This window comes from Ruegeria intermedia, assembly GCF_900129345.1.
Classification (GTDB): domain Bacteria; phylum Pseudomonadota; class Alphaproteobacteria; order Rhodobacterales; family Rhodobacteraceae; genus Ruegeria; species Ruegeria intermedia.
Map to the genome: position 1 here is coordinate 98,318 of NZ_FQVK01000006.1, position 14,116 is coordinate 112,433.

The 14,116-nt window shown below is 62.8% G+C and carries 11 protein-coding genes and 3 tRNA genes; 7 read left to right on the plus strand and 7 right to left on the minus strand.

The genetic code is table 11. The features are described from left to right. The first annotated feature begins 139 nt into the window (after positions 1 to 139). Positions 140 to 1,255: a carboxylate-amine ligase gene (locus F3H26_RS06320; protein WP_149775208.1), complete on the plus strand. Its 1,116-nt coding sequence runs from the start codon at positions 140 to 142 to the stop codon at positions 1,253 to 1,255. 3 nt (positions 1,256 to 1,258) lie between these two features. Here F3H26_RS06320 and F3H26_RS06325 read toward each other — a convergent pair whose 3' ends face one another. Beyond that, positions 1,259 to 2,116, minus strand: a complete 858-nt coding sequence (locus F3H26_RS06325) for a hypothetical protein (RefSeq protein ID WP_149775209.1) — start codon at positions 2,114 to 2,116, stop codon at positions 1,259 to 1,261. A gap of 176 nt (positions 2,117 to 2,292) precedes the next feature. Here F3H26_RS06325 and F3H26_RS06330 point away from each other — a divergent pair, with 176 nt between their 5' ends. From F3H26_RS06330 to F3H26_RS19590, 5 genes are all read left to right on the plus strand, one after another. Further along, the gene (locus F3H26_RS06330) at positions 2,293 to 3,435 is read left to right on the plus strand and encodes an acyl-CoA dehydrogenase family protein (RefSeq protein ID WP_005983439.1); all 1,143 of its coding nucleotides are present in this window, start codon (positions 2,293 to 2,295) and stop codon (positions 3,433 to 3,435) included. A 7-nt stretch (positions 3,436 to 3,442) separates the two neighbouring features. Then, the gene (locus tag F3H26_RS06335) at positions 3,443 to 4,477 is read left to right on the plus strand and encodes an enoyl-CoA hydratase/isomerase family protein (protein ID WP_149775210.1); all 1,035 of its coding nucleotides are present in this window, start codon (positions 3,443 to 3,445) and stop codon (positions 4,475 to 4,477) included. A 3-nt stretch (positions 4,478 to 4,480) separates the two neighbouring features. Beyond that, positions 4,481 to 5,353 carry a 3-hydroxyisobutyrate dehydrogenase gene (gene mmsB / locus F3H26_RS06340; protein WP_149775211.1) on the plus strand — a complete coding sequence of 291 codons (873 nt, stop codon included), beginning with the start codon at positions 4,481 to 4,483 and terminating at the stop codon, positions 5,351 to 5,353. 102 nt (positions 5,354 to 5,455) lie between these two features. After that, positions 5,456 to 5,623 carry a hypothetical protein gene (locus tag F3H26_RS19585; protein ID WP_223162450.1) on the plus strand — a complete coding sequence of 56 codons (168 nt, stop codon included), beginning with the start codon at positions 5,456 to 5,458 and terminating at the stop codon, positions 5,621 to 5,623. Between the two features lie 12 nt (positions 5,624 to 5,635). Beyond that, complete coding sequence (locus tag F3H26_RS19590; RefSeq protein WP_223162451.1) at positions 5,636 to 5,845, plus strand: hypothetical protein; 210 nt, start codon at positions 5,636 to 5,638, stop codon at positions 5,843 to 5,845. A 12-nt stretch (positions 5,846 to 5,857) separates the two neighbouring features. On the opposite strand, the gene uvrA is transcribed toward F3H26_RS19590, so the two are convergent. From uvrA to F3H26_RS06360, 3 genes are all read right to left on the minus strand, one after another. Next, positions 5,858 to 8,716 (minus strand): excinuclease ABC subunit UvrA, encoded by a 2,859-nt coding sequence (gene uvrA, locus F3H26_RS06350; RefSeq protein WP_149775212.1) that lies wholly within the window; start codon positions 8,714 to 8,716, stop codon positions 5,858 to 5,860. 179 nt (positions 8,717 to 8,895) lie between these two features. Continuing rightward, a tRNA-Asp gene (locus tag F3H26_RS06355) sits at positions 8,896 to 8,972 on the minus strand. A gap of 50 nt (positions 8,973 to 9,022) precedes the next feature. Beyond that, a tRNA-Asp gene (locus F3H26_RS06360) sits at positions 9,023 to 9,099 on the minus strand. 491 nt (positions 9,100 to 9,590) lie between these two features. On the opposite strand from F3H26_RS06360, the gene F3H26_RS06365 reads away from it, so the two are divergent. Next, a tRNA-Val gene (locus F3H26_RS06365) sits at positions 9,591 to 9,665 on the plus strand. A gap of 140 nt (positions 9,666 to 9,805) precedes the next feature. On the opposite strand, the gene lon is transcribed toward F3H26_RS06365, so the two are convergent. The 3 genes from lon to tgt all read right to left on the minus strand — a co-directional run bounded on the left by lon (position 9,806) and on the right by tgt (position 14,066). After that, a complete protein-coding gene (lon, locus tag F3H26_RS06370; RefSeq protein WP_149775213.1) occupies positions 9,806 to 12,214 on the minus strand; it encodes an endopeptidase La in 2,409 nt (802 codons plus the stop codon). A 225-nt stretch (positions 12,215 to 12,439) separates the two neighbouring features. Further along, positions 12,440 to 12,847 (minus strand): DUF6636 domain-containing protein, encoded by a 408-nt coding sequence (locus F3H26_RS06375; protein WP_149775214.1) that lies wholly within the window; start codon positions 12,845 to 12,847, stop codon positions 12,440 to 12,442. Between the two features lie 88 nt (positions 12,848 to 12,935). Then, the gene (gene tgt / locus F3H26_RS06380) at positions 12,936 to 14,066 is read right to left on the minus strand and encodes a tRNA guanosine(34) transglycosylase Tgt (protein ID WP_149775215.1); all 1,131 of its coding nucleotides are present in this window, start codon (positions 14,064 to 14,066) and stop codon (positions 12,936 to 12,938) included. Positions 14,067 to 14,116 lie beyond the last annotated feature (50 nt).

Sequence of the window (14,116 nt, forward strand, 5' to 3'; positions counted from 1 at the left end):
TGGCGACTCCGGCTTGGCAATTGGCTGCAGGTTGCTTACCGCCGCACGCGGTGTCAGTGCAAGGCGGATCGCCTCAAACCCTTGGCAAATTGGGAAATTTCGTATTCACTGATCCCGAATGGGAACAGGGAGGCCCCGCATGCAGCAGGATTTCACCGTCGGCATCGAAGAGGAATACCTGCTGGTCGACCGCGACAGCCTGCAACTGACCGAGGCACCCGCCGCGCTGATGGAGGCCTGTCAGGCCGATTTCGAAGGCCAGGTCAGCCCGGAATTCCTGCAATGCCAGATCGAGGTCGGCACCCGCCCCCATGCCACGATCAAATCGGCGCGCGAGGATCTGAAACGCCTGCGGTCCTGCGTGGCCCGGCGCGCCGCCGAACACAACATGGCGCCGATCGCCGTATCCTGCCACCCGTTCGCGGATTGGAAGGATCAGCACCACACGCGCAAGGAACGCTATGACAACCTGCAACACGCCCTGGGCGGCGTGGCACGACGGATGCTGATTTGCGGCATGCATGTGCATGTGGGCGTCGAGGACAAGGCGCAGCGGGCCGACCTGATGCCGCAGCTCAGCTATTTCCTGCCGCACTTGCTGGCCCTGTCCGCCTCGTCCCCCTATTGGAGCGGGCGCGACACCGGGCTGTCCTCGTACCGGTTGACGGTGTTCGACAACCTGCCCCGCACCGGCCTGCCGCCCGTGTTCGGCAGTTGGGCCGAATATGAACGCACCACCGGGGTGCTGGTCGAGCTGGGGGTGATCGAGGACACCTCGAAAATCTGGTGGGACCTGCGCCCTTCGCACAGCTATCCGACTCTGGAAACGCGGATCATGGACGTGCAGCCGCGGTTGGAACACGCCCTGTCACTTGCGGCGCTGGTGCAGGCGCTGACCCGGATGCTGTGCCGACTGAAGGACCGCAACCTGCGCTGGCGGGTCTATGACCGGTTCCTGATCGGCGAGAACCGATGGCGTGCGCAGCGCTACGGCGTGGGCGAAGGTCTGATCGATTTCGGCGACCGGTCGATCAAGCCGATGCCCGAGCTGATGGGCGAGCTGATGGGCATGCTGGCCGAAGACGCCGAGGCCCTCGGAACGATGGCCGAGTTGGCGCAGTTGCGCCAGATTGCCGAAACGGGCACGTCCGCCACGCGTCAACGGCGCGTACACGCCGAAGCGCAGGCCAGGGGCGATGATCCTGGCCAGGCGGTCGTGCGTCACCTGATCGAGGAATTCCACGCCGATCTCTGACCGTCAGACCGCCGCCAGAACCTTCTGGATGCGGGCGGCGACCGGCTCGTACAGATCGCGATCTTTCCAATAGCCGTTGTGCGACAGCGGGTTCCACGAGGTGAAGATCTTGCCCGCGTTGATCGGCAGGTCGCGTATGGCCTCGGACTGCACCAGCTGGGCATAGCTGGGCGCGATCTTGCCCAGCGGAAACCCGAGAACATCGTGCTTGTCGAAATAATTGTGCCACCAGGTACGGAAACGCAGCGCGGCAGGCAGGGCCCGATTGGGCGGCTGGATCGGGAAAATGCCCGCCTCGGGATAGGCGAACAGAAAGATCGGAATGCTGCAGCCGAAAGTGATCAACCCGGCCACGGTTTCCATGTTTTCGATCGGGGTCGCATGTTTGGGCGGCCCGCCACTGCGCAGGTACCGCTGCGCGTCATAAATGTAGTTCGACATGATGTGACCGCCCAGCGAATGCGCCAGGATCAGAACCGGCGCCCGGTCGCTGATCTGGTGGCGCAGAACCCGCATCACCAGTTCCACCTTCTTGTGGATCTCGTCATAGGTTTTGTCGCTGGCATCCGGCGTCTGCCGGTACGAGGCCGCGTCCGACAGGTTGCACACCACGAACTCGCGCAGTTGATCATAGCCGGTGCTGCGCTTGATCTTGCGCAGATACTCTTTCTGTCGCTCCTGCAGGATCTGGGCCCAGACCACCTCGTGCCAGGCCACCTTGTTCATGTCCGCGCCGACCCGCCGCGCCACCCGACGGTGCAGGTCCTTCGAAAAGGTCGGCACCGAGGACGGTGGATGCGGCTTGCGGTACTGGCTGCCCATGCCGTGAATGACGACGACGGCCATCTTGTAGTTCGGCATAATACGCTCCGATCAATTCCTGAATGAAAGACCCCATCATACCAGCCCTCGGCGTTTGGCCCAAATCGGCGCCCGGACGCGTCACGGGGTTTGCCCCGCGTGAAAAATTTCTGTAAGGATTGCGCAATAAATAAACAGTCGTTCAATTCACGTCGCCACAAAGGGGGAGACCGGCCATGGATTTCGCGCTGACCGAGGAACAGACGGCCATTTTCGATATGGCCTACGCGTTCGGGCAAGAACAGATCGCACCTTTTGCCCGCCAGTGGGAGGCCGAGGGCACCATCCCCAAGGATCTGTGGCCCAAAGTCGGCGAACTGGGCTTTGGCGGGCTCTACGTGTCCGAAGAAAGCGGCGGCTCGGGCCTGACCCGTCTGGACGCCACGCTGGTGTTCGAGGCGCTGTCGATGGCCTGCCCCTCGGTCGCGGCTTTTCTGTCGATCCACAACATGTGCGCCAAGATGCTGGACAGCTTCGCCAGCGACGAACTGAAATCGCGCATCATGCCCGACGTTCTGAGCCTGAACACGGTACTCAGCTATTGTCTGACCGAACCGGGTTCGGGGTCGGACGCAGCGGCGCTCAAGACGCGGGCCGAGCGCACCAACGACGGCTACACGCTGAACGGCACCAAGGCCTTCATTTCGGGCGGCGGCTATTCCGATGCCTATGTCTGCATGGTCCGCACCGGCGGCGACGGACCCAAGGGGATCTCGACCGTCTATGTCGAGGACGGCACGCCGGGCCTCAGCTTCGGGGCGCTGGAACAGAAGATGGGCTGGAAAAGCCAGCCCACCGCGCAGGTCCAGTTCGACGACTGCAAGATCCCGGCAGAAAACCTTGTCGGGACCGAGGGCGACGGGTTCAAATACGCGATGATGGGCTTGGACGGCGGGCGCCTGAACATCGCCTCGTGCTCGCTGGGCGCGGCACAGGCGGGGCTGGACATGACGCTGCAGTACATGTCCGAGCGCAAGGCTTTCGGCCAGACCATCGACCAGTTCCAGGCCCTGCAGTTCCGGCTGGCCGACATGGAGATCGAGTTGCAGGCCGCCCGCACCTTCCTGCGTCAGGCGGCTTGGAAGCTGGATCAGGGCGCGCCCGACGCCACCAAATTCTGCGCGATGGCCAAGAAATTCGTGACCGAGACCGGATCGAAAGTGGTCGATCAGTGCCTGCAGCTGCATGGCGGTTACGGCTATCTGGCCGATTACGGCATCGAAAAGCTTGTGCGCGATCTGCGGGTGCATCAAATTCTGGAAGGCACGAACGAGATCATGCGCGTGATCGTCGCCCGCCAACTGCTCGCCCATCGCTGAGGATTCCATGTCCGATATCGACATCCGCACCACGGGCCGCGCCGGCCGGATCACCCTGACCCGGCCCAAGGCCCTGAATGCGCTGAGCTACGAGATGTGCATCGCCATCGACACCGCGCTGCGCAATTGGCGCGAGGATGACGAGGTCGATCTGGTCATCCTGGACGCCGAGGGCGAAAAGGCCTTTTGCGCGGGCGGAGACATCGCCGAGTTGTACACAACGGGCACCAAGGGCGACTATGCCTATGGGCAGAAGTTCTGGCGCGATGAATACCGCCTGAACGCGATGATCTTCGAGTATCCCAAGCCCGTGGTCAGCTTCCTGCAGGGCTTTACCATGGGCGGCGGCGTAGGCATCGGCTGCCACGGCACACACCGGATCGTCGGCGAAAGCTCGAAGATCGCAATGCCCGAATGCTCGATCGGGCTGGTGCCGGATGTGGGTGGGTCGCTGCTGCTGGCGCTGGCGCCGGGGCGGCTGGGCGAATATCTGGGCGTCACCGGCGCGCGCATGGGTCCGGGCGACGCGATCTATGCCGGGTTCGCCGACCACTTCATCCCGCAGGACCAATGGCCCGACATGATCGAGATGCTCGAGGCCTCGGGCCAGGCCGACCTGCTGGCCGAACATGCCGCCCCTGCCCCGGACCGCACCTTGCCGCAGGACGACATCGACCGTTTCTTCGGTGGTGAAACCCTGGGCGACGTGCTGACCGACCTGCGCAATGGAGACACCGAATTCACCCGCGGCGCGCTCGAGGCGATGGGCCGCAATTCGCCGCTGTCCATGGCCTGCACGATCGAGATGCTGCACCGCCTGCGCGGCCCCGCCCTAACCATGCGCAAGGCGCTGGAGCTGGAATACCGCTTTACCTTCCGGTCGATGGAGCACGGCGATTTTCTGGAAGGTATCCGGGCGCAGATCATCGACAAGGACCGCAACCCGAAATGGCAGTTTGCGGACATGAACGTGCCGGCCACCGCGGTATCAAGGATGCTGATGCCGCTAGGTGCGGACACGCTGACATTCGAGGAGGAGTGAAACATGAAGATCGGATTCATTGGCCTGGGCAACATGGGCGCGCCGATGGCGGCCAATCTGGCCAAGGCCGGTCACGACGTGACCGGGTTTGACACCGCGGGCGTGTCGGTCGAGGGCGTGACCAAGGCCGAAACGGCCACTGATGCGGTCGGTGGGGCCGAGGCGGTCATCACCATGCTGCCCAATGGCGACATCCTGCGCGCGGTGGCCGATCAGATCATTCCGCACATGGAGAAAGGCGCGGTATTCATCGACTGCTCGACCGTCGATGTGGACAGCGCCCGCGCCATGGCCGATCAGGCCGAGCAGGCCGGGCTTCTGGCCGTGGACGCGCCCGTTTCGGGCGGAATAGGTGGCGCGGCCGCCGGCACGCTGACCTTCATGGCCGGCGGCTCGGACGCGGCCTTTGCCGAGGCGGCCCCGCTGTTTGACATCATGGGCCAGAAGGCGGTGCATTGCGGTGCGGCGGGCGCCGGTCAGGCCGCCAAGATCTGCAACAACATGATCCTGGGCGTCACCATGATCGCCACCTGCGAGGCCTTTGCCCTGGCCGACAAGCTGGGCCTGGACAGGCAGAAGATGTTCGACGTGGTCAGCACCTCGTCGGGCTACAGCTGGAGCATGAACGCCTATTGCCCCGCCCCCGGTGTCGGACCGCAGTCGCCCGCCGACAACGGCTACAAGCCCGGTTTCGCCGCCGAGCTGATGCTCAAGGACCTGCGGCTCAGCCAGCAGGCCGCCGAAAGCGCCGACGCCGACACGCCGATGGGCCAGATCGCCACTGCGCTGTACGAACAGTTCGTCGAAGCCGAAGACGGCAAGGGCATGGATTTCTCGGCCATGCTGCCCCGTTTCGAAAAGCGCGGCCGCAGCTGAGCTTGGGCGGCATTTCGCCGCCCAGGGCTTGCACGTCTGGCGGGCATTCCAAAATATCGGGAAACGCGGCATGACGGCGCGACGAACCGAGGGGAACCGCCCATGAAGACACTGTTGCATATTGCACTGCTTGCCGGCCTGTCACTGACCCCGGTCGCGACGCTGGCTGACATCGGCAAAGGCAAGGGAAAGACCAAGAGCACGTTCTCGGTCGAGCGCGTGGCCCCGCAGAAGGGCGCAAAATCCGTTGCCAATTGCCCGCCCGGGTAGGCCAAGAAGGCCGTGCCCTGCGTCCCGCCCGGCCAGGTCAAGAACTGGTACAAGGTCGGTGACCGGATCAACCGCGACTATGTCTGGATCGACGATCCGTATCGCTATGGTCTGAAACGCGGCGGCAACTACGTTCGCGCGGGCGACTACGTCTACAGCATCGACTCCGATACGCGCAAAGTGCTGAACCTGATCGGCGCGGTGGCGGATATTCTGTACTGACGCGCAGCCAGCCTATTCGGCCGCCACGCGTTCGGGGTTCAACATCGGTTTGAGGTATCGCCCGGTGTGGCTGCGCTCGCATTCGGCGACCTCTTCCGGGGTTCCCACGGCCACGATCTCGCCGCCGCCATCGCCACCCTCCGGGCCGATGTCGATGATCCAGTCGGCGGTTTTCACAACGTCCAGATTGTGTTCGATCACGACGACAGTATTGCCCTGATCGACCAGTTCATGCAGAACTTCCAACAGCTTGCGCACGTCTTCAAAATGCAGGCCGGTTGTGGGCTCGTCCAGGATGTACAGGGTCCGGCCGGTCGAACGTTTTGCCAATTCTTTCGACAGCTTGACCCGCTGCGCCTCGCCGCCTGACAGGGTCGTGGCCTGCTGGCCGACCTTGATATAGCCCAGCCCGACCCGGGCCAGCGCATCCATCTTGTCGCGGATCGAGGGCACGGCCTTGAAGAACTCCTGCGCGTCTTCGACCGTCATGTCCAGCACGTCGGCGATGGACTTGCCCTTGAACTTGATCTCGAGCGTCTCGCGGTTGTAGCGCGCGCCCTTGCAGGTCTCGCAAGTGACATAGACGTCGGGCAGGAAGTGCATCTCGATCTTGATGACCCCGTCGCCCTGGCAGGCCTCGCAGCGCCCGCCCTTAACGTTGAAGCTGAACCGCCCGGGCTTGTAGCCCCGCGCCTTGGCCTCGGGCAGACCGGCGAACCAGTCGCGGATCGGGGTGAAGGCGCCGGTATAGGTGGCCGGGTTCGACCGCGGCGTGCGCCCGATGGGCCGCTGGTCGATGTCGATCACCTTGTCCAGATGTTCGAGCCCCTTGATCGTTTCGCAGGGCGCAGGCGTCTGACGCGCGCCGTTCAGACGCATCGACGCGGTTTTGAACAGCGTCTCGATCGTCAGGGTTGACTTGCCGCCGCCCGACACCCCGGTCACGCAGACGAACTTGCCCAGCGGAAACTCGGCCGTCACGTCTTTGAGGTTGTTGCCCGAAGCCTTTACGACCGTTACCTTTTTCTTGTTCCCCTTGCGCCGCTCGGCGGGCACCGGAATTTCCCGCACCCCCGACAGATACTGCCCGGTGATCGAGGCCGCATCCGCCGCGATCTGCTCGGGCGTGCCGTGGCTGACCACCTGCCCGCCATGCACACCGGCACCAGGCCCGATGTCGAACACATAGTCCGCTTCGCGGATGGCTTCCTCGTCATGCTCGACGACGATCACGGTATTGCCCTGATCGCGCAGGTTCTTCAGCGTGCCCAAAAGGCGGTCATTGTCGCGCTGATGCAACCCGATCGAGGGTTCGTCCAGCACGTAAAGCACCCCGGTCAGGCCCGAGCCGATCTGGCTGGCCAGCCGGATGCGCTGGCTTTCGCCGCCGGACAGGGTGCCACTTGAACGAGACAGCGTAAGATATTCCAAACCAACGTTATTCAAGAATCCCAGCCGCTCGCGGATCTCTTTCAGAATCGCGCGGGCAATCTCGTTTTTCTGGGCACTCAGATGGTTCGGCGCGTCCTCGACCCAGGCCAGAGCCTCTTTGATCGACATTTCGACCACCTGGCCAACATGCAGCCCTGCGATCTTGACGGCCAGCGCCTCGGGGCGCAGGCGATAGCCCTCGCAGGTGTTGCAGGGACGGTTGTTTTGATAGCGCTCGAATTCCTCGCGGATCCACGCGCTGTCGGTTTCGCGATAGCGGCGCTCCATGTTCGGGATCACGCCCTCAAAGCTGCGGGTCACCTGATAGACCCGCCCGCCCTCGTCATAGCGGAACTGGATTTCATCATCGCCCGAGCCGTACAGAAACACTTGCTGCACATGCGCCGGAAGGTCTTTCCACGGCGTATTCTTGTCGAACTCATAGTGGCGCGCGATCGCCTCGATCGTCTGCAGGAAATAGGGCGACTTGCCCTTGCGCCACGGGGCCAGTGCGCCGTCATACAGTTTCAGCGTCTGATCGGGCACCACAAGCCGTTCATCGAAAAACAGCTCGACGCCCAGCCCGTCGCAATCCGGGCAGGCCCCGAAGGGCGCGTTGAACGAAAACAGGCGCGGTTCGATCTCGGGGATGGTGAACCCGCTGACCGGACAGGCAAAGTTCTCGGAGAACGTGATGCGCTCGGGCTCGCCCTCGCGCGGGGCGGTCTCCAGAATCGCGATGCCGTCGGCCAGGTCCAGCGCGGTGCGCAAGCTGTCGGCCAGACGGGTCTCCATCCCCTCGCGCACGACGATCCGGTCAACGACCACGTCGATGTCATGGCGGAACTTCTTGTCCAGAGTCGGCGGCTCGTCCAGTTCATGGAACTGGCCATCGACCTTGACGCGCTGGAACCCCTGCTTGCGCAGTTCCAGAAACTCTTTCTTGTACTCACCCTTTCGGTCGCGAACGATGGGCGCCAGAAGATAGCCGCGGGTGCCCTCCTCCATCGCCATGATCCGGTCGACCATGTCCTGCACCTGCTGGGCCTCGATCGGCAACCCGGTGGCGGGGCTGTAGGGCGTTCCAGCCCGTGCAAATAACAGGCGCAGATAATCATAGATCTCGGTCACCGTTCCCACGGTCGAGCGCGGGTTCTTCGACGTGGTCTTCTGCTCGATCGAGATCGCCGGGGACAGCCCGCTGATGTGATCAACATCGGGCTTTTCCATCATGTCCAGGAACTGGCGCGCATAGGCCGACAGGCTTTCGACATAGCGGCGCTGGCCTTCGGCATAGATCGTGTCGAACGCCAAGGAAGACTTGCCCGACCCCGACAGCCCCGTGATGACAACCAGCTGATCGCGCGGAATGTCCACGTCGATGTTTTTCAGGTTGTGCTCGCGCGCGCCGCGCACCTCGATATTCTTCAGCTCAGCCATTCAGGCCCCCAACACACAAGTGCCCTAGAGATAGGCGAGCGACGCCGAGTCTCCAACTGAAAAATTAGAACAAAGTGTGAACGCGCGACTTTTCTCCGACATCCGCAGCAATACCATAAGGACAAACCGCACAACCGCTTGCGCTTTTGAACAAAGACCTGTGGCTGCACTTGAGGAAATGGCGCGGTTGACGGGGCTCGAACCCGCGACCCCCGGCGTGACAGGCCGGTACTCTAACCAACTGAGCTACAACCGCGCATTAGGGTCTATGTCGATCCCTTTGCCCGGATCAAAGGCTGGCAGCGATGGCGCGGTTGACGGGGCTCGAACCCGCGACCCCCGGCGTGACAGGCCGGTACTCTAACCAACTGAGCTACAACCGCCCGCTGCCCGTTCATTGCTGAACGTTGGGGTGTATTATGGCCCTGCCTCGGCATCGTCAAGCGGGGTTTTGAAGTTTTTTCGAAGATCGCGAGATTTTTTGTGACGCGGCTCGAACCACCCCCGCCGAATGGCCGTTTTACCCCTTGTGCCACGGTCTCCTTCCGCGCCTGCAGGCTCGGGGTGACGCCAACGGCGACCTTTGCTGCCACCAGGCGCTGCACGCCCGACCTTGAGACAGACGCAACGCCTTCCGAGACGGCTCCGGGGCGTCGGCAACCCAGGCGCGACTCGGGTTCTGGCGGCAGCCCGGCCGACAGTTCCGGCACCCCGGCGCCTGAAAGCTGACCGAAATCGGCGCACAGACTTGGACCTTGCAAGCGCTCCAGATCCCGGCCCGAGCCACGACAGAATCGAAAATTCACCCGCCCCTTCATTTTTGCCGGGACACCCCTTGCAGACCGCGCAGAACCACTGTAATAGCCCGGCTGACGGGTGATTAGCTCAGTGGTAGAGCGCTTCGTTCACATCGAAGATGTCAGGAGTTCGAATCTCTTATCACCCACCATTCTCTCTCTTTTTGTGCGACCATCTGCCCGAGCGCTTCCGGCCGGCATGCACCACAATGGGTCGGCACTGCCGCTGGTGAGCGGCATGAAAAAAGGGCGGGATGAAACCCGCCCTTTCACGATTGCTTGTGCTGTTCGGTCAGTGCGCCGTGGCGACCGGATTGCCGCCCTCGGCGGCCTTGGCTGCGGCTGCAGCGGCCTCCTCGGCGGCCTCGTCCCATTCGATCGGCTCGGGTTTGCGCACCAGCGCGCGCTCCAGAACCTCGGACACGTGCTTGACCGGGATGATCTCCAACCCTTCCTTCACGTTGTCCGGGATGTCGGCCAGGTCCTTCTCGTTCTCTTCCGGAATCAGCACCGTCTTGATGCCACCCCGCAGAGCCGCGAGCAGTTTCTCCTTCAACCCGCCGATCAGCATGGCGTTGCCGCGCAGGGAAACCTCGCCCGTCATGGCGATGTCCTTGCGGACCGGGATACCGGTCAGGACCGACACGATCGAGGTCACCATCGCCAAGCCGGCGCTGGGGCCATCCTTGGGCGTCGCGCCGTCAGGCACGTGCACATGGATGTCGATCTTGTCGAACTGCGGCGGCTTCACACCGATCTCGGGCGCGATCGAACGGACATAGGACGAAGCGGCGTCGATGGATTCCTTCATTACATCGCCCAGCTTGCCCGTGGTCTTCATGCGGCCCTTGCCCGGCAGCTTCAGCGCCTCGATATGCAGCAGATCGCCGCCGACCGAGGTCCAGGCCAGACCGGTCACCACGCCCACCTGATCGTCCTGTTCGGCCAGACCATAGCGGTACTTGGGCACGCCCAGGAATTCGTGCAGGTTCTCGGCGGTCACGGTCACCGACTCGGATTCCTTCTTGATGATCCGGGTCAGCGCCTTGCGCGCCACCTTGGCGATTTCGCGCTCCAGGTTCCGCACGCCCGCCTCGCGGGTATAGAACCGGATGATCGCGGTCAGCGCCTCGTCGGTCAGTTCGAACTCCTTGGCCTTCAGGCCGTGGTTCTTGACCTGCTTGGGGATCAGGTGCCGCTTGGCGATCTCGCGCTTTTCGTCCTCGGTATAGCCGGCCAGCGGAATGATCTCCATCCGGTCCAGCAGCGGCCCGGGCATGTTGTAGCTGTTCGACGTGGTCAGGAACATCACGTTCGACAGGTCGTATTCCACCTCAAGGTAGTGGTCCATGAACGTGCTGTTCTGTTCCGGGTCCAGCACCTCGAGCATGGCCGAGGCCGGATCACCACGGAAGTCCTGCCCCATCTTGTCGATTTCATCGAGCAGGATGAGCGGGTTCGTGGTTTTCGCCTTTTTCAGCGCCTGGATGATCTTGCCGGGCATCGAGCCGATATAGGTCCGGCGGTGGCCCCTGATCTCGGATTCATCGCGCACGCCGCCCAGCGAGATGCGGATGAACTCGCGCCCCGTGGCCTTGGCGACCGATTTGCCCAGCGAGGTCTTGCCCACGCCCGGCGGGCCGACAAGGCACATGATCGGGCCTTTCAGCTTTTTCGAGCGCTGCTGCACGGCCAGATACTCGACGATCCGCTCCTTGACCTTTTCCAGGCCATAGTGATCGGCGTCCAGGATCTCCTGCGCGCGGCCGAGGTCTTTCTTGACCCGCGACTTGGTGCCCCACGGCAGCGACAGCAACCAGTCGAGATAGTTCCGCACCACCGTCGCTTCGGCTGACATCGGGCTCATGTTGCGCAGCTTCTTCAGCTCGGCCTCGGCCTTTTCGCGGGCTTCCTTCGACAGCTTGGTCTCGGCGATCTTGGCTTCCAGTTCGGCGATCTCGTTCGCGCCGTCCTCGCCGTCGCCCAACTCCTTCTGAATGGCCTTCATCTGCTCATTCAGGTAGTATTCGCGCTGGGTCTTCTCCATCTGCGACTTGACGCGGGTCTTGATCTTCTTCTCGACCTGAAGAACCGACATCTCGCCCTGCATCAGGCCATAGACCTTTTCCAGCCGCTCGCTGACGCTGAGCGTCTCCAGCAGGTCCTGCTTCTGTTCGACCTCGATGCCCAGATGCCCCGCGACCAGATCGGCCAGCTTGGCCGGATCGGTGGTGTCGCTGACCGCGGTCAACGCCTCTTCGGGGATGTTCTTGCGCACCTTGGCGTAACGCTCGAATTCATCCGCAACCGTGCGCACCAGCGCCTGTGTCGTGGTCACGTCGCCGGGGATTTCATTGAGATACTCGGCGCGGGCCTCGAAGAACTCGGCGTTGTCGACGAATTCGGTGATCCGTACGCGCGCCTGACCTTCGACCAGAACCTTCACGGTCCCGTCGGGCAGCTTCAGCAGTTGCAGCACATTGGCCAGCACGCCGGTGCGATAGATGCCGTCCGTATCCGGATCGTCGACCGCCGGGTCGATCTGGCTGGACAGCAGAATCTGCTTGTCGTCCTGCATCACCTCTTCCAGCGCGCGCACCGATTTTTCACGGCCCACGAACAGCGGCACGATCATGTGCGGAAACACAACGATGTCGCGCAGCGGCAGGACGGGGTATGAGGAATTAAGAGGCTCTTGCATGCTCTATCCTTATCATTGGCAAGATGGCGCTGACCCCTGTCGCAGGCAGCCCTTGGCCATCTCCTTCATTCGACGATAAAGGTGGGGCGCGGATCGCCCGGTTTCAACCTCGTCGCCTAACCTGTGCCGGTCAGAATGGCCCGAGGTTCCCCCGACTGCAAGGCATCACGACAACATATCCACCGAAATGAACAAGACATCCTTATTCACTTCGCGGTTTCGGGATCAGAACACCTGCTGCACGGCCCGAGACAGAAAAAAGCCGTGGCCATCCAGGTTGCGGCATTCCAGACCTTTGGTGGATGAACTGCAGGTAAATCCTCCGAACCGGCCGGTGACACCGTATTCCGCACGGTCAAATCCGTCCCGGTTCCGATTCAGTGGCTGGCACAGCATTTGCACGGGACCGGTGTCGAACATCTGAAAGTCATGCCCCCAGTCAGATTGACAGTTCGCGGGGCGCGGCAACGCCGGTGGGCCGTGCCTTTCTATGATCGTACACCGAATGTCCGAGGACTCGGCGCTTTCGCCCACCGAACACTGAATGTTTTCGGATGGAGTTTCAAAGGTCCAGACGTCTGCAATGGCGGGGGATGCGCAAAAAATGACTGCGCCGAGGAAAAAGCGGAACATCAAAAGTACTCCGGGTCACAAAAACAACTCTGAGCAAAGCTGTTTCAGAATACCGGAAAACCCCGCGATTGTCACCGGAACGGACAGGTTACAGGGGCTCGATATCGCCCTGCGCCCGCTGCGCGTGGAACTCCGCCTGCCAGGCTTCGAAGGTACCGGCGGCGATGGCGTCCCGCATGCCCTGCATGATTTCCTGGAAATAGTGCAGGTTGTGCCAGGTCAGCAGCATGCCCGAGATCATTTCGTTGGCGCGGAACACATGGTGCAGATAGGCACGCGAGTAATTCGAGCAGGCCGGACAACTGCACTGTTCGTCCAAAGGGCGCGGATCGTCGGCATGGCGCGCGTTCTTGATGTTCACGACACCGCGGCGGGTGAACACCTGCCCCGTCCGCCCAGAACGCGACGGCAGCACGCAATCCATCATGTCGATCCCGCGCGCCACGGCGCCCACGATGTCATCGGGCTTGCCCACGCCCATCAGATAGCGCGGCTTGTCGGTGGGCAGGAAATCGGGCGCATAGTCCAGACAGTCGAACATGGCCTCCTGCCCCTCGCCCACGGCAAGGCCGCCAACGGCATAGCCGTCGAAACCGATGGCCTTCAGCGCCTCGGCGCTTTCTTCGCGCAGGTCGCGCTCCAACCCGCCCTGCATGATCCCGAACAGAGCATGGCCGGGCCGGTCACCAAAAGCCTCGCGCGACCGTTCGGCCCATCGCATCGACAGGCGCATCGACTCGGCGATCCGGTCGCGGTCGGCGGGCAAGGCGGGACATTCGTCAAAGCACATCACGATGTCCGACCCCAGCAGGCGCTGGATCTCCATCGACCGCTCGGGTGTCAGCTCGTGTTTGGAACCGTCGATATGCGATTTGAAGGTCACGCCCTTCTCGGTCAGCTTGCGCAGGCCCGCCAAGGACATCACCTGAAACCCGCCCGAGTCGGTCAGGATCGGGCGTTCCCAGTTCATGAACTTGTGCAGCCCGCCCAAGCGGTCGATCCGTTCGGCCGTGGGCCGCAGCATCAGGTGATAAGTGTTGCCCAGCAGGATGTCGGCGCCGGTGGCCCGCACGCTTTCGGGCATCATCGCCTTGACCGTGGCGGCCGTGCCCACGGGCATGAAGGCCGGCGTGCGCACCTCGCCCCGCGGCGTGTGGATCACGCCGGTGCGGGCCTTGCCGTCGGTGGCCTTCAGTTCGAATGAAAAACGCTGGGTCATGTCATCGCCTCGGGTCGCTGAACCGGGCAGGCTTTGCCCGATCGACGCGC